The sequence below is a fragment of the Asaia siamensis genome, assembly GCF_014635085.1.
In the GTDB taxonomy this organism is placed as follows: domain Bacteria; phylum Pseudomonadota; class Alphaproteobacteria; order Acetobacterales; family Acetobacteraceae; genus Asaia; species Asaia siamensis.
The window spans coordinates 164,546-179,580 of sequence record NZ_BMCH01000005.1 but is presented as its reverse complement, the minus strand read 5'-3'; the positions used below and the strand labels follow the sequence as shown (position 1 = coordinate 179,580).

13 protein-coding genes are annotated in these 15,035 nt (G+C 59.4%); 5 read left to right on the top strand and 8 right to left on the bottom strand.

Going from position 1 to position 15,035, the window contains the following annotated elements:
- Window positions 1–3: 3 nt before the first annotated feature.
- Both IEV53_RS10510 and IEV53_RS10505 read right to left on the bottom strand, forming a co-directional pair.
- Window positions 4–921 carry a glucosamine inositolphosphorylceramide transferase family protein gene (locus IEV53_RS10510; protein ID WP_229719824.1) on the bottom strand — a complete coding sequence of 306 codons (918 nt, stop codon included), beginning with the start codon at window positions 919–921 and terminating at the stop codon, window positions 4–6.
- 107 nt (window positions 922–1,028) lie between these two features.
- Complete coding sequence (locus tag IEV53_RS10505) at window positions 1,029–1,508, bottom strand: hypothetical protein (protein ID WP_188426738.1); 480 nt, start codon at window positions 1,506–1,508, stop codon at window positions 1,029–1,031.
- A gap of 177 nt (window positions 1,509–1,685) precedes the next feature.
- Here IEV53_RS10505 and gap point away from each other — a divergent pair, with 177 nt between their 5' ends.
- The 3 genes from gap to IEV53_RS10490 all read left to right on the top strand — a co-directional run bounded on the left by gap (window position 1,686) and on the right by IEV53_RS10490 (window position 4,548).
- Window positions 1,686–2,705 (top strand): type I glyceraldehyde-3-phosphate dehydrogenase, encoded by a 1,020-nt coding sequence (gap, locus tag IEV53_RS10500; RefSeq protein WP_188426737.1) that lies wholly within the window; start codon window positions 1,686–1,688, stop codon window positions 2,703–2,705.
- A 26-nt stretch (window positions 2,706–2,731) separates the two neighbouring features.
- A complete protein-coding gene (locus IEV53_RS10495; RefSeq protein WP_188426736.1) occupies window positions 2,732–3,949 on the top strand; it encodes a phosphoglycerate kinase in 1,218 nt (405 codons plus the stop codon).
- Window positions 3,950–4,110: 161 nt separating this feature from the next.
- Window positions 4,111–4,548 (top strand): hypothetical protein, encoded by a 438-nt coding sequence (locus IEV53_RS10490; RefSeq protein ID WP_188426735.1) that lies wholly within the window; start codon window positions 4,111–4,113, stop codon window positions 4,546–4,548.
- A 17-nt stretch (window positions 4,549–4,565) separates the two neighbouring features.
- Here IEV53_RS10490 and IEV53_RS10485 read toward each other — a convergent pair whose 3' ends face one another.
- The 6 genes from IEV53_RS10485 to dapF all read right to left on the bottom strand — a co-directional run bounded on the left by IEV53_RS10485 (window position 4,566) and on the right by dapF (window position 13,540).
- Entirely contained in the window at window positions 4,566–6,296 is a 1,731-nt protein-coding gene (locus IEV53_RS10485) for a ShlB/FhaC/HecB family hemolysin secretion/activation protein (protein WP_188426734.1), read from the bottom strand.
- Entirely contained in the window at window positions 6,293–7,066 is a 774-nt protein-coding gene (locus IEV53_RS10480) for a hypothetical protein (protein WP_188426733.1), read from the bottom strand. The genes IEV53_RS10485 and IEV53_RS10480 overlap by 4 nt, the downstream gene beginning before the upstream one ends.
- A gap of 323 nt (window positions 7,067–7,389) precedes the next feature.
- Window positions 7,390–10,137, bottom strand: a complete 2,748-nt coding sequence (locus tag IEV53_RS10475) for a TonB-dependent receptor domain-containing protein (protein ID WP_371869861.1) — start codon at window positions 10,135–10,137, stop codon at window positions 7,390–7,392.
- Between the two features lie 427 nt (window positions 10,138–10,564).
- Complete coding sequence (ftsY, locus tag IEV53_RS10470) at window positions 10,565–11,512, bottom strand: signal recognition particle-docking protein FtsY (protein WP_188426731.1); 948 nt, start codon at window positions 11,510–11,512, stop codon at window positions 10,565–10,567.
- A 1-nt stretch (window position 11,513) separates the two neighbouring features.
- The gene (gene mtaB / locus IEV53_RS10465; RefSeq protein ID WP_188426730.1) at window positions 11,514–12,758 is read right to left on the bottom strand and encodes a tRNA (N(6)-L-threonylcarbamoyladenosine(37)-C(2))-methylthiotransferase MtaB; all 1,245 of its coding nucleotides are present in this window, start codon (window positions 12,756–12,758) and stop codon (window positions 11,514–11,516) included.
- Window positions 12,755–13,540, bottom strand: a complete 786-nt coding sequence (gene dapF, locus IEV53_RS10460) for a diaminopimelate epimerase (protein WP_188426729.1) — start codon at window positions 13,538–13,540, stop codon at window positions 12,755–12,757. The genes mtaB and dapF overlap by 4 nt, the downstream gene beginning before the upstream one ends.
- A 110-nt stretch (window positions 13,541–13,650) precedes the next feature.
- Here dapF and IEV53_RS10455 point away from each other — a divergent pair, with 110 nt between their 5' ends.
- Window positions 13,651–14,277 carry a hypothetical protein gene (locus IEV53_RS10455; protein WP_188426728.1) on the top strand — a complete coding sequence of 209 codons (627 nt, stop codon included), beginning with the start codon at window positions 13,651–13,653 and terminating at the stop codon, window positions 14,275–14,277.
- A 78-nt stretch (window positions 14,278–14,355) separates the two neighbouring features.
- Entirely contained in the window at window positions 14,356–15,003 is a 648-nt protein-coding gene (locus IEV53_RS10450; RefSeq protein WP_188426727.1) for a class I SAM-dependent methyltransferase, read from the top strand.
- Window positions 15,004–15,035: the final 32 nt, after the last annotated feature.

The window sequence follows — 15,035 nt, the reverse complement described above, 5'->3', positions numbered from 1 at the left end:
GTGTCAGGTGAACCCGAAGCGCCTGCGCGCTTTGCGGATCTCCCTTCCGGCCTCGATCATGAGGCCATGAGGGGACAGAACGGTTTTCTTGATATCGAAAAGAGTGACATCTCCCACCGCCGAAAGCGTATGCATGCCTTCGGTGAAAGGGGCGAAGCGGGGCGCTATTGGCAAAGCCGGACCTGTATGGGTCACGACCCGCTCGGGGGTCAGGACATCGAACCAGAGCGGGCGCACGGCACCGCCATAGGTGTGAGCGCAATCCTGCACTGGCAGCATGAGCTTACCATCGATCTCGACCGGGGTTCCACCCGCCCGGGCGCTCGAAGGGTCGAGGCGGACCGGGTTCTGTCTGTGGCGGGTCCATGGGCCGCTGAGGGTTTCCGCATAGGCCAGATGAAGACGGCTCGGTGCCTTTTTGGCCGCCTCGACCGGGGTGTAGATCAACCACCACAGATTATCGCGAAAACAGAGCGTGGCATCGACCGCGATCTCGCCCCCCAGATCGATCTGACAGGCCGGAACCCACTGATCGGGAAAGCGCTCGGCGCGATAGAGGATCTGTGTGCCAGAACGATGCGCCTCGGGCAGCATCCAGAACGCACCTTCGGCCTCGATGATTTGCGGGTAGGACAGATGCCAGGGCTCACGCAGCACGATCTCGTTTCTGATCAGCCGCCATGCCCGGTCATAAACGAACAGCTCAATCTCGCCGATACGATTGCGATAGTCGTAGATCTCGAGAAAGACATGCAGCCTGTCCTCGTGCCAGACACCAAACGGGTCGGCACGAAACTGGAAGGCACGCGGCATATCAGGCAGGAAATGGCACGGAATCTGCGACCAGTCAGTATGACTCAACAGGCTGGCCAGAGGCGCCTCGAGAATGCCCGATCGCCAGATATCCTTGCGCAAGCTCATGATGCCCTCCCCCGTTCAAGACGGCGCAGGGATTACCATCTCCCCGCGCTTTCCAAAACAGGCCACGCGACAGGCTTCGCCCGGAATGATCGATGCTGCAGCGCCATTCAGCGCAGATCAATGCGGATTCGCCCTTTTGGAGAGGACGTATCGGTTCTGGCTTCGATCTGCACCTGATTGACCGGCGCGCCGGAAGCCACGATCTGGTCTGCTACAGCCTTGCCGTCCTGTTCGGAAAGCGTTTCCAGCGCCTTGACCTGCGCGGCGGGACTGCCTGCTTCAGGAGACAGAACAGAGACGACAAACATGATGGTCGGCCTGCGCGCGAGGGCAAGCTTAACGCTGCGATCGACAGCAGGCGCCCATTGCTCCTTTGGCGTTCCCGCGACGATCTGCAGAAAGGGCGCTGGCGGCGGCTTTGAGGGCGGCGCAGGCGGATAATGCGGCTTGGGGGGCTTGCCTGCATCGGGGTTGAACAGGCGCTGGTCAGGCGGCGTACAGGCCGCCAGCACCCCGGAAATCAGGCATAGGCTGATACCGGTCAGAAAGCGAAACTTCAGGAAACCACAATTTGTAGCATTCGTCATCGTCATGACCTTGAGAACTTGCAGGTAGAGCGGACACAAGCAAGAGAGCGGGAACAGAAAGACCAGTTTTCACGAAAATATCGGTAAGTTTTTTGAGCGCCCCCCCTCGTCTCGTCTTCCAAGGGTGCTATGGTTTCACCTCTTATAACGAAACCGCCTACTGGCCGGGAGACTACAATGGCTGTGAAAATCGCAATCAACGGTTTTGGACGTATCGGACGTCTGGTGCTGCGCGGTATCATCGAAAGCGGACGTACGGATGTTGTGCCGGTCGCCATCAACGACCTCGGCTCAGTTGAAGAAAACGCCCATCTGCTGGCTTATGACAGCGTTCATGGCCGTTTCCCGGGCACGGTACGCGTCGATGGCAACAACCTGATCATCGAAGCCAATGGCCGCACCTACGGGCCGATCCGCGTGTCTGCCGAGCGTGACCCCACCAAGGTGCCGTTCGAAGGCGTCGATGTCGCCATGGAATGCACCGGCCTGTTCACCAGCAAGGAGAAGGCTTCGGCTCTGATCACCGCTGGCGCACGCAAGGTTCTGATCTCTGCACCGGGCACCGATGTCGATGCCACCATCGTCTATGGCGTGAACAACGCGATGCTGACGAAGGACATGACGGTCATTTCCAACGCATCCTGCACCACCAACTGTCTGGCGCCTGTCGCCAAGGTGCTGGACGAGGCCTTCGGCATCGATTGCGGCTACATGGTCACGATCCACTCCTATACGGGTGACCAGCGCACGGTCGACACGCATCACCGCGACCCGCGCCGCGCCCGCGCTGCTGCGCTGAACATGATCCCGACCTCGACGGGCGCGGCCAAGGCCATCGGTCTGGTTCTGCCGCACCTCAAGGGCCGTCTGGATGGCACCTCCATCCGCGTGCCGACGCCGAATGTCTCGGTCGTTTCGCTCGACTTCATCCCGGCTCGCGCTCCCGCCTCGGCCCAGGCTGTCAATGACGCCCTGCGCGCTGCTGCTGCAGGCGAACTGAAGGGCGTGCTTGACTACAACGAAGCGCCGCTGGTCAGCACCGATTTCAACCATTCCTATACGTCGTCCACCTTCGATGCCACCCAGACGGCGGTCATCAATGGCGGCAAGCTGGTGCGCGTCTGCGCCTGGTACGACAATGAATGGGGCTTCTCGAACCGCATGTCCGACACGGCAGCCCTGTTCGGCAGCCTCTAAGAAAACCAAGAACGGGAGAAAAGAGCATGGCCAGCTTCCATACGCTCGACGACCTGTCTCCTGAGGGTAAGCGCGTTCTTCTGCGCGCTGACCTCAATGTGCCGGTTCGTGATGGCGCCATCACGGACACGACGCGTATCGATCGCGTCATCCCCACGATCTGCGAACTCGCCGACAAGGGCGCACGCGTGATCATTCTGAGCCATTTCGACCGCCCCAAGGGTCAGGTCGTGCCAAGTATGTCGCTCGCCCCTGTCGCCGAAATGCTGGAATCGAAAATCCAGCATAAGGTCTATTTCGTCTCCGACTGCGTCGGCCCCAATGCGGAAGAGGCGGTCGCCAAACTCAAGGACGGCGAGATCTGCGTCCTTGAAAATACGCGCTTTCACGCTGGTGAAGAGAAGAACGACCCGGCTTTCACCGACATGCTCGCCAAACTTGGCGACGTCTATGTGAATGACGCCTTCTCTGCCGCCCATCGTGCCCATGCCTCGACCGAAGGCCTGGCCCATCATCTGCCTGCCTTTGCCGGCCGTCTGATGGAAGCCGAACTAAACGCGCTGACAGCCGCTCTCGAACTGCCGGAACGCCCGGTCGGTGCACTGATCGGTGGCGCGAAGATCTCGACCAAGCTCGATCTCATCGGCAACGTGCTGGGCAAGGTTGACGTGCTGTTCATCGGCGGCGCCATGGCCAACACCTTCCTGGCCGCCCAGGGCGTTTCTGTCGGCAAGTCGCTGCAGGAAGCCGACATGCACGAGACGGCGCGCAAGATTCTCGCCCAAGCCAATGACGGCAAGTGCGAAATCATCCTGCCCGTCGATGCGGTGATCGCGCGCGAGTTCCGTGAAGGTGCCCCTTCGGAAGTCTGCGACATTCATCAGGTACCTGATGATGCCATGATTCTCGATGCCGGCCCGAAGACGGTCGCCCTGATCGAAGCCAAGCTCGAAGGGCTGAAAACCCTGGTCTGGAACGGCCCTCTGGGCGCCTTCGAGATCAAGCCCTTCGACAAGGCGACAGTTGCCGTTGCCCAGAAGGCCGCGGCCCTCACCGAAGCTGGCAAGCTCAAGACCATTGCTGGCGGTGGTGACACCGTCTCTGCCCTGCGTCACGCCGATGCTGCCGACAAGATGAGCTATGTCTCGACCGCAGGCGGCGCTTTCCTCGAATGGCTCGAAGGCAAGCTTCTGCCCGGGATCGCGGTCCTGACCGACGCCGCGCATAACGCCTTCCCGATCTGAGCTTATCAGACGGGCCGGTTGCATCACGTTTCGTATCTGCGTGATACAATCGGTTCGTCAGGGTTGCATTCCTTTTTCCCGAATGGATACAGTATTCGAAGCCGGCAGCAGTTCCGGTTCTTGCTGAAATTCCACTTGAACCGGAAAAAAGGAACGCTTCCTTGCGCGCCTGCCTTGTCCTTACTGTTCTTGCCAGTATTGGTCTGAATACTGCACAGGCTGCTGACAACAGCCCATCAACCCGTAATACAGCTATCCGGCACACCAGCCCGGCCAGCTCTGGGCTGAATACCGCCTCTTCCTTTTCCTTGGAGCCGGCTACTGCCGAGGAACCCCTTATCCGTCAGGCCTCTCTGACAGTGAAAGCCCCCATTGCTGCAAGCAAGGACGGTTTCAGTCAGGCACCTCTGCCAGATGACGAGCTGGAAGCCCCCTCTTCGCGCAACAGCGATGACGATGCGCGCCTGCGAGCTGATTTCTTCCAGCGCAACCACCATCAGGTCGGCGATGCGCTCGCTGGCGGTGCTGGAGCCAATGACCAGAGGCGTGGCCATGGGTCGATGGCAGCAGGTGTCGCCCTTGCCATCCCGATGAACTGATCCGTCGAAACGCTTTTTCAGAACCCCGCGATCAGATTGAAGTCGCAGAATACCCCTCGGCTCCCACGACTTGCTGCACGTCTGAGACGCCAGCCCGCATCGACTGTCACGTTGAGTGCCCTGTTGATCTTGCTGTTCAGATCAGCCCCTACGCTAGCCAGCGTCACAACGCGCGGGCCAATTCCGGCAGGGTGAACCTGCGAATTATCGCCCCAGTCCCAAAATGCTCCGGCTGTATTGCTGTCTTCAAGGGCACCGAACCCCATCGTCTTGCCCAGTGAAAAACCCGGCGTCGTGATTTCTTCGCTGAAGGTAAAGGCACGACTCCCGAAGGACGTATTGACGTAATAGCCCCTTACCGTGCCCATGCCTCCAATCATGAGCTGCTCGCTATAGAGCAGGTTATGGGTCGCACCCTGCCACGACAATTTGCTGTTTGCCTTGAACTTTCCCGGCAAGGAAAGCGCACGATTGAGCATCAGGCGGTCATAGACATAGTTCGGCTTGGCGTTAGGAAAGATCGTCTCATACCAGCCGCGTTTGTTATAGGCCGAGATACCCGGAGGGCCATAGACGATCTGGTTATTGATCTCGGTCTTGCCCCACGGGTCCTGCAGAGACCCGATAAAACCCAGCACAAACTGATTGGTCTCGGCATTGGCCAGAATGAGCGGCACCGCAGCGCTGAACTGATCCGAGATGGTCGATTTCCAGTCGAACCCGGCCTGCACGGTACCATCAAGCCCGAATTGCGCCCCCAATGCCCAGTGCGGCAGCATATGCAGCCAGCGCAGCGAGGCCTGACCCGACACGCCTTTATTGGTGAGGGGCTGATCGGCGACAGGATAGGAGACCGAATAATTGCCGTAGATCAGCAACGCATCACGTGACGTCAGGGGTATTTCCCAACTGGCATTATGCCCGGTGAAGCGCCCTGAAACGCTGCGCTGCAACTGATAGGTAAGGATATGCCCCAGATTGAAGCCATTGCCCCATGATATGCCAAGATCCCAGTTGAGACGCCCCAGTGTCGGATCGAGCTGGTTGTTATAGGCGCCATAAACATAGAGAGGCAGGCGATCGGCCACTTTCAGATCGACATCGGTAAGACCAGACGTCTGACCGGGGCGATAGACCATATCAACGGTCCGAAACGGGTTGGTGTTGAGCCAGCTCAGATCGGTTTGCAGCGAGTCGAGCGACAATGTCTGCCCCGGCGCCAGACCGCTCTGGTTGCGGATGGTGCGCGCCGAAAACCAGCGATTGCCCACGACATGAATCGTCCCCACCCGATATTCCATCACGTCCAGATGCAACACACCCTGGTGCACGCGCTGGGGCGGCACGCTGACCGTCACAAAGGCGTGGGCTTTCATGCGGTAATAGCCGACCACCCGATCGACCAGTATCTGCATCTCACCAAAACTCAGGGCATGGCCGATAAACGGCATGATGATCCGGGTAAAAGCGGGGTCGGCAAGCAGAGGAAGCCCTTCTGTGCTCAGCGCGCGTAACTCCGTCTGGCTCGCGATCGTGCCCGCAGGTTGAAACACGACAGCGCGCAAAAGCGGCAGCACCTGCGCTGTCGATTTCAGGGCTTTGGGCGCCAGTCCGGGTGTTTTCACCGCCGGCGCAGCCCGATCGGGTAGCGCCGCCATACCGCTGCCAGCGCCGGGTTTGATGAGTGATTGCGCCGTCGCACAGAGGGGCCAGAACGCCAGAGCAAGGCAAAAGAGAAAACGTTTCATCGCGCTTTGCTGCCGCCATCTGGGGCGCGCGAGGTCAGGCCTGGCTCGGCATGGTCAGGCTGTCCGACCGTCAGTTCGATATCCCCATCCTTCAGCAGCGTGACCCGATTGGCTTCTCGCATTCCATCGCGATTGCCTGCCAGTGCGAAGGCATTGCCACCGGCAGAGGCCAGTGTCGCAGCCGCGTCATGGATCATGGCACGCTTGTCGGTTCCGCTGACGCGGCAGGGAACAGGCAGCACATAAACGCCTGAAGGCCCGAAAGACGCATTCATCGTGGCCGCAGGGCGCAGGACGGGTGAGGCCCCTGCCCCGGCTGCGCCAGCAGGGCGCTGGTCACTCACACCGATCATGACCGTTTCGCTTTTGGTCGCCCCTGTTCCGGCACCCGCACTCCCGCTCAGCGCGGGTTCGGCAGGGGCACCGCCTGCGACAAACTGCCCTGTCGTCACGGTAGAAGGTGCCGGACACCCGCCTGAAACCGCGCGCCCGTCAGGGCCGATCACGACGGCTTGCGGGGTGACACGATAGACGCTGCCACCCAGCCCGAGGGCTTTTTTGACAGGAGACGGGCGATTGCCCACCACACTATCGAGCGTCGCATTAGCTGAAGCCGACGCACGCGCGCCCGGCGCAAAGCCACCAGCGGATTGCACACTCTGGGTTTGCTGGGCATGGCATGACAACGCCGCGAGAAAGGGCAGAGCGCTGACCAGCAGCAGGAAATAGCGGCCAGACGCAGCGAGGCGTGATTGCGAAAGACAGGTCATGATATCCCGAACGGAGAAACGCCGGACCGGCCTATCACTAAAGCGTGAATAACACACTTCATTCCTGCGTATCTTCCCACTTCATTGAGGGGACATGAGCTCAAATTTTACGCCACAGACAAAAAGGCCCCCTGCAAGAGGAGCCCTTCCGGATCGCTGACCTGCCGGAAAACGATCAGAGTCATGACATTCATTGCTCGCCTGACTAGGACGTCGACAAGGCCTCGGTACTGCGTCCGCTTGCGCTCGCACCTGACGTCATAAATGACCCAACCAGACTGAGGCGCTCATGAGAGCGCCTCAGGATTGAAAAATCTTCGCAATCAGAAGCTTACGCCAGCCTGCACAAAGGCATAGCGGCCGACGATAAGGCTGCCATACTGATAGATGTTGGTATTTGTCGCCGCATCCATCACAAAAGGAGGCTTCTTGTCGAACAGGTTGCTGACACCTGCTTCAAAGTTCCAGCGGTTCAGGCGATAGCCCAGCGTGATATCGTGGGTGAAGATACCAGGCGTCTTGTACTGGCCGGACGTCTTTGCCGTCAGATCTGTCACGCCATTATTCCACACCATGCCGCCGATATAGCGCATCATGTAAGTAAAGCTGAAATCGTCATGCTGCCAGGTTGCCTGCGCATAATCACTCACGCGCGGCTGACCGCTGCCGCCAGCATAGAACAGACGACCCGTATAGTTGTACCATTGGCCGTTGGGCACATTCTGCTGTAGATAGCTGACCAGCTGCTGCATGTTGTTGGAAACATTCAGCGAGTCATGTGCCGTCAGACGCATGTGATAGTCGAGGTCGAAATCGATACCACTTGTACGAATTCCACCGAGGTTCTGATAAAATGCATTGACCGAGGTCAGCTGCTGCGACGATGAGCGCGCTGCAATGGCACTGCAGTTGCTTGTATCTGCACCAGTATAGCACTGATCAAGAATATACTGTGTGCCCAGCGTGCCAATCGTATTGTTCAGCGAGTAATGCCAGTAGGTCACGGAAGCCGAAAGACCCGGCACCCAGCGCGGCGTTACGACTGTACCGATTGTGTAGGTACGACCGCTTTCGGGCTGCAACTTGGCGTTGCCACCAGAGATGGTCGGCACCTGTCCGGTGTTCTGCGGCACGAAACTTGCTGTGTTGATGCCTTCGCCAGCACAACGTGCCTGCACCGCAGCCGCTTGTGCGCCATAGCTCGACACAGCGCTGCAAGGATCATAGGCCGAGGGGTAGCCAAGGCTTTGACCACCGTAAAGCTCGTAAACGTTGGGCTGACGATAGGACGTACCCAGCGTTGCGCGGAAGCGGATATCGCGCACCGGAGCCCAGTTGATCGACACTTTCCAGTTCTTGGTGGAACCAAAGGTATTGTAATCGGACCAGCGGCCCTGGCCGTCGATTGTCAGATCCTTCGCGAGAAATGCGTTTTGAAGCAGAGGAATCTGCCCTTCGGCATAGACTTCATTCACGTTGAAGCCGCCGCCACTATAGCTTGAGGCATTGCCCGTCGAGTCACCGCTGACCACGATAGGATCAGGCTTGCTGCTCAGCTGTTCGCTGCGATGCTCCATACCGAAGGCAATACCGACCTTGCCACCGTGCTCGTAGGGCATCTTGACCAGCTCGCTGTTATTGATGCGCAGGTTGAAGTCGCGCAACTGGTATTCAGCGTGGTCGTGCTGGGTGAATTTTCCATAGGCCGCAGCCTCGGGAGAGAGTGGTGCCAGGGGGTTGGACAATACGCAGCCGGGCTGGCTGGTGCAGACCGTTGGGTCGTAAACAATTTTGCTGCTTGGGCTGGTGGGGTCAAGCTGACGCACACCGGTCATCTGCAAGAGATGACGATAATTCCCCATATTCTGTGTGTTGGCGGTCCAACGGCTCTGACCATAGGTCATGGACGCGTCATATTCCCAGCCGCGCCAGATCTTGCCCTTGGCTCCGCCAATAACGGTCCAGGTATCAGTAGCATAGTCCATCTTGCGCGGGCCAAGATCGTTCATGCGACGCGACATGACTGCATCCTTGCCCCAGATATTATAAGGGCTACCTGCAGGGATGGTCCACGAAGAGAGCAATGGAGACGGCTTGATACCACCCGATACCGGCGAAGCTGCCATTTGACGTGCCGTGGTCGTATGGCTGTAACGCACGTTGGCATACGGCTTGAAATGGCTGTCGACGTCGTAATGCGCATCACCGGACAGTGCCGAGTTCTGGTTATAATTCTGCACCATCGTATCTTTGGCAAAATTATAACGATCGGCGTTGCTGTAGCGATGGAACGTGCCATCACCATTGGAGACAAGGTTGGCGCCCGTTATCGGATTGGTCACACGGCCTGCTGGCACGATCGATGAGCCATAGACGGGCGTGCCGCTGACAGGGTTGGTCTGCTGCGGATTGGCCGCCCAGGCGCGGTCCTGACTCATGATGCCGCCGGACGTGTTGTACTGCCCGAACAAAGTTACGTTGCCTCGGCCGTGATCGAAGTTGAACCCCTTCATGGCCGAAAGCAGACCGGTCTTGGCGTCGCCGTACTGCGAAATACCGCCACGCATGGTGATGGTGGCCTTGGTCACATCATGACGCAGCTTGATATTGATCACGCCGGACACAGCATCTGCGCCATAAAGCTCCGAACCGCCATCCTTGAGCATTTCGACGCTGGCGATTTCCTCAATGGGGATCGTATTCAGATCGACGCAGGACGTGGCCGCGTTGATCGCTGTGCGCTTCCCGTCAATCAGGATCAAAACCCGCTTGGAACCGAAATTGCGGATATCGGTGCAGCTTACACCGCCGCCGCCGTTGGTCTGCTGATTGGGCGTGCCAGACGAACCGACGGAAGGCAGGCGCTGCAGGTAATCCCCAAGCGAAGTCGCCGAAGTCTGCTGGATCTGTTTTGCAGTAATGACCTGAACCGGATTGGCCGAACTGTTGTTCGAACTACGCAGATACGAGCCGGTAACCATGATCGTCTCGGCTTTGGCTGCAGCCGGTTTGGTCTTGACCAGCGTCTTCTTCTTGGTCGCTGTCGCATCAACCGGAACGGTTGCTGCCATAGCTGCGGAAGTCGAAAGCCCGGCTATTGCCGTAAATGTCAAAAGAAAAGATCTGCGCAGGCTCAACGCCATAGGTCACACGCTCCATACGTAACGACAATCAATCGAAACGTAACGCTGGCATAACGAGCGTTAGAGAAGTGCGACGAAATATGTCTAGAATGTATCGAACTTTAAAAATATTTTGAAACAACGCATTTTCGTTAATTTATCGATATTGATCCGCTTTCGCGACGTTTTCTCGTTGCGAAAAAGACACGATTCCTGACTTCAGTAACAATAATAATACGCCGTTCATAGGGCTCTCGACCGCCTCGGCGGTCGTGGAACACCCCCGACCTCCGGATACATCAAAGGCGTCAGAAACCGATTCTGACGCCTTTTGAATCCTCTGTACGAGCAAGGTTATCTGGCGGATTTCCGCAGGTTAGTCTGACGAATCCTCGACCAGATGACTGGTCAGATCAGCCCCTGAACCGCCCACCAGCCCACGGGCATAGTCCTGCGCCGAGAACGGCCGCAGATCCTCGACCTGCTCGCCAACGCCAACCAGATGCACCGGCAGCTTGAAGGCATCAGCGAGGGCCACCACAATGCCACCACGGGCCGAGCCATCGAGCTTTGTTACAATGAGCCCTGTTACATTGACGAGTTCGCGGAAGACACGCACCTGCTCCATGGCGTTCTGCCCTGTGGTGGCATCGAGCACCAGCAGGACCGAATGGGGTGCCGTCTCGTCGAATTTCTTCATCACACGGATGATCTTGGCGAGCTCTTCCATGAGAGCGCCCTTGTTGTGCAGGCGTCCCGCCGTATCGACGAAAAGCAAGTCTGTGCCAGCCTCGCGAGCCTGCTTGATGCCCTCATAGGCAAGCCCTGCCGCATCGCCGCCCGGCTTGCCAGCGATAACAGGTGCGCCCGTACGCTCACCCCAGACCTGCAATTGCTCGACAGCCGCAGCACGGAAGGTGTCGCCCGCCACCATCATGACCGAGCGCCCCTGATCGCGGAACCACTTGGCCATCTTGCCGATTGTCGTAGTCTTGCCCACGCCATTGACGCCCACAACCAGCACGACATGCGGCTTGTGTTCGGTCTTGAGTTCGAAAGGCTGAGCCACGGGCTCGAGCACGCGGGCAATTTCGGTCGCCAGTGCTTCCTGGATTTCCTCGGTCGTGACATTGCGCCCGAAGCGCGAGTTACGAAACTCCTCGATCACGCGCCCTGCAACAGCGGGGCCCAGATCGGCAGCAATCAGCTCGTCTTCGAGTTCCTCCAGCGCCGTCTCGTCGAGATAGCGATGGGTAAGAGCCGCATTGAGCTTCTGCGTCGAACGCGTCAGCCCCTGTTTGAGACGTGAGAAAAATCCAGCCATGTCAGTTGATCTCTGCTACCAGCCCGGCTTCGTCAAGGGTATGGGCCCTCAGCGCAAGACGCGTGCCACGTTCGGCCCGCCCTTTTGAGAGGCGCACCGGCACGAAATGGGCCGAGTGCCCACGCTCTGCACCTTCCATCAGAACATCGAGATCACGCCCGACCATGCCCTGCCAGTAAGCAAGGCGATTGGCCTCTCCCGCCTCACGCAGGGCCGCAGCCCGCGCCTGACGCTGCGCGTTTGGAACGCTCGGCATGCGCGCGGCTGGCGTACCAGGGCGTTCACTATAGGGAAAGACATGCAGGTAAGGCAGTTTGTAACGCGTGACGAAATCGAGCGTCTCCTGCGCCTGCGCCTCGGTCTCGGTAGGGAAACCGGCAATCAGATCGGCCCCGATCGCGATATCAGGGCGCAACACCCGGGCTTTTTCGATCAGAGCGGCCGCATCGCGTACAGAATGCCGCCGCTTCATGCGCTTGAGCACCATGTCACTTGCTGCCTGCAGCGACAGATGCAGATGAGGCAGAAAGCGCGGCTCTTCAGCCAGAAGGAACCACAGATCACGATCGACGGAAGCCGGATCGAGAGAGGACAGGCGCAGGCGTGGCAGATCGGGTACGGCCTCAAGCACAGCGCGACAAAGCGTGCCCAGTGCGGGTGTGCCATCAAGGTCGCGCCCCCACGAAGCGATATCCACCCCTGTCAGGACGATCTCATGATGTCCTGCCGCGACGAGCTGGCGCGCACGAGCGATAACATCCGCAACCGGCACCGAGCGCGACGCCCCGCGCCCATAGGGAATAATGCAGAAAGTGCAGCGATGATCGCAGCCCTGCTGCACCTGAAGCAGGGCCCGCACATGGCCACCGGTCTCGGCAACGGGCGATGCCGGCGCAGGCGGGGCCGAGAGAATATCGGCAACCCTGCTTTCCTGTTTGAGGGCGTGCTCCGACCAGCTGGCCGCATCGAGCTTTTCGGCATTGCCCATTACCTGAGCCACACCCGGCAGGCTGCGCCAGTTCTGCGGCGCAATCTGGGCAGCGCAGCCTGTCACGACGATACGACGCGAGGGGTCTTCACGATGCGCGCGTCTGATAGCCTGACGCGCCTGGCGCTCCGCACTTGTCGTGACGGCGCAGGTATTGACCACCACTACATCGTCCAGATGTCCGGTCAGGGCCTGCATGCGTTCGCTTTCATGCAGGTTGAGACGACAGCCGAAGGTCAGAAGCTCCGCACCGCTCATACGGGGAACTGGCCTTCGAAAACATGGGTGGCGGGGCCGATCATCAGCACATGATCATCTGCCTCCCGCCAATGGATATGCAGGCTGCCGCCATCCATGGTCACCTTGCACTGCCGGTCGAGCAAACCGCGACGCACGCCATTGACGACTGCCGCACAGGCCCCGGACCCGCAGGCGAGGGTCAGCCCGGCGCCACGTTCCCAGACGCGTAGTGTGATAGCATTACGCGACAGGATATCGACACAACCGATATTGGCCCGCTCGGGAAAAAGCGGATCACGCTCAAGGGCGGCGCCATCGCGCCCGGCGCGCTCCACACCGTCGAAGAACGTCGCATGGGGGTTGCCCATGGAACAGGCCGCCGGGCCGCCGGGCAGAGGCAGCTCGAGTGTTTCCATCTCCCGTGCCAGCGGCACATTCTGCCAGTCGAGCACGGGGCGCCCCATATCGACACCGATCTCGCCCTCTGCCGTCACGAAACTCGGCAGCAGACCGGCACGGGTCTGAAGCACCGGTGCGCCACCGACCAGGGCTGCCACACAGCGTGAGGCATTGCCGCAGGCGCCGGCCTCGGACCCGTCAGGATTGAAAAACCGCACCTTCACATCGGCGCCCTCGAGATCGGGGGGATCGAGCAACACGAGCTGATCGCAGCCAACGCCAAAGCGCCTGTCACAGATCTGCGACATAGTATGTAATGTTGCCTCGAAAGGCCCGTGGCGCCTGTCGATGATGACGAAGTCATTACCGAGGCCCTGCATCTTATGGAACCGGATCATCATGCCCGTTGTTATAGAGGGTCCGCGCCTCTGCGGCACGGGAAACCTCCGGTTTTCTCCCGTAAAATTTCATGCCGATGCGTCTATCGAGAAGACGCAGGAATTCGAGATCCATGTTCATTGCGCCCTATGACACCCCCGCCGCTTCACGCCATCTGCGTCTGATCTGGTCGTGTCTGGGTATGGGTCGAGAGGAAATCGAAGCCTGCCTGTCACAGATCCCGCCCGGGTCGAACCTGCTCATCGATCAGGCTGACCTCGACTGGCTGCGCCTTGGTGCCACGCGTCACAACCTTCTGTGCAGGAGCGATGCCGGGATCGAGCGCCTGCGCCCCGATGGCAGTGTCGCCGAGACCATGGCGCTTTACGAACATTGCCTTCCGTCGCAGATCGCCGATCATCCGCCCCGTTCCGTTGTCGCTCTCGATATTGTTCTCAGCGAAAACACGGAAGAAGCCTGGGACGACGCAGAAACACTGATCGCAGAAGGACTGCCATCGCAGATTGCCGCCTCGGCCCTGATCGGCACACCCCAGGAAATCGCGCTTCGCCTGAATGATTACCGCAAGCTTGGCCTGTACGACGTCATCCTGACCGCCCCCAGCCACCGGGCGCCTTACCGGAATGTAAGCGAGATTCTGCTGCCGCTTCTGCGTCAGCAGGCCATTCCGGCGGATACTCATGCCCGCGTTGCCGGCATTTCCAACGGGCCTTTCGAGTGGCACGGGGCTGCGCTCTGATCCTCGCCTGACTTGACGACGAGGCGAGGCGGTTGCATCCCTCCCTCACCCCTCGTTGAGACGGACAGGACACCATCAATGGCTGAAACTCCTTCGGGGCTGCATTCTGCGGCCTTTACCCGCGCCAATAGCGACCCCGATCGTCTGTTCTACGCTGGCAGAAGCGACTCGAGCCAGATGGATGTCGGTGCCCGCACAGCCGTGACCGCGCTTTACCAGACCACGCTGCCTGCCTCCGGGCTCATTCTCGACCTCATGGCGGGTGCACTCAGCCATATTCCGCCGGAAGCCAGCCATGAATCCGTGATCGGTCTTGACGTGAACAAGGCCGCTCTCGACAGCAATACGGCGCTGACACAACGTATCGAGCAGGATCTGAACGAAACGCCGCAGATCGACCTTCCCGATGACTCGCTCGATGCCATCTGCCTGTGCGACGGCTTTGCCTATCTCACCGATCCGCTGGCCGTGCTGGAGGAACTCAACCGCCTTCTTCGCCCCGGCGCGCCCATCATCATCACCTTCTCCGATAATTTCATTCCGCAGAAAGCGGTTGCACTCTGGCAGGCACTCGATGCCGCTGACCGCACGCGGCTGATCACGCTTCTGCTTGATCGCGCAGGCCTTGGCGATATCGACACCGGTGAGGTCGTACCGCCTGAGGATTTGACGGCATGGAACGACACGGTGCACGCCGTCATTGCCCGCAAGAAGCTGGCCGCCTGACCGCAAAAGGGACCTTTCGCAGCGCCTGACCC

Coding starts and splice junctions, on each gene's coding strand:
- IEV53_RS10475 (WP_371869861.1), bottom strand. CDS start 10,137: ATGGCAGCAACCGTTCCGGTTGATGCGACAGCGACCAAGAAGAAGACG.
- gap (WP_188426737.1), top strand. CDS start 1,686: ATGGCTGTGAAAATCGCAATCAACGGTTTTGGACGTATCGGACGTCTG.
- IEV53_RS10455 (WP_188426728.1), top strand. CDS start 13,651: ATGTTCATTGCGCCCTATGACACCCCCGCCGCTTCACGCCATCTGCGT.
- IEV53_RS10480 (WP_188426733.1), bottom strand. CDS start 7,066: ATGACCTGTCTTTCGCAATCACGCCTCGCTGCGTCTGGCCGCTATTTC.
- mtaB (WP_188426730.1), bottom strand. CDS start 12,758: ATGAGCGGTGCGGAGCTTCTGACCTTCGGCTGTCGTCTCAACCTGCAT.
- ftsY (WP_188426731.1), bottom strand. CDS start 11,512: ATGGCTGGATTTTTCTCACGTCTCAAACAGGGGCTGACGCGTTCGACG.
- IEV53_RS10505 (WP_188426738.1), bottom strand. CDS start 1,508: ATGACGAATGCTACAAATTGTGGTTTCCTGAAGTTTCGCTTTCTGACC.
- dapF (WP_188426729.1), bottom strand. CDS start 13,540: ATGATGATCCGGTTCCATAAGATGCAGGGCCTCGGTAATGACTTCGTC.
- IEV53_RS10495 (WP_188426736.1), top strand. CDS start 2,732: ATGGCCAGCTTCCATACGCTCGACGACCTGTCTCCTGAGGGTAAGCGC.
- IEV53_RS10450 (WP_188426727.1), top strand. CDS start 14,356: ATGGCTGAAACTCCTTCGGGGCTGCATTCTGCGGCCTTTACCCGCGCC.
- IEV53_RS10485 (WP_188426734.1), bottom strand. CDS start 6,296: ATGAAACGTTTTCTCTTTTGCCTTGCTCTGGCGTTCTGGCCCCTCTGT.
- IEV53_RS10510 (WP_229719824.1), bottom strand. CDS start 921: ATGAGCTTGCGCAAGGATATCTGGCGATCGGGCATTCTCGAGGCGCCT.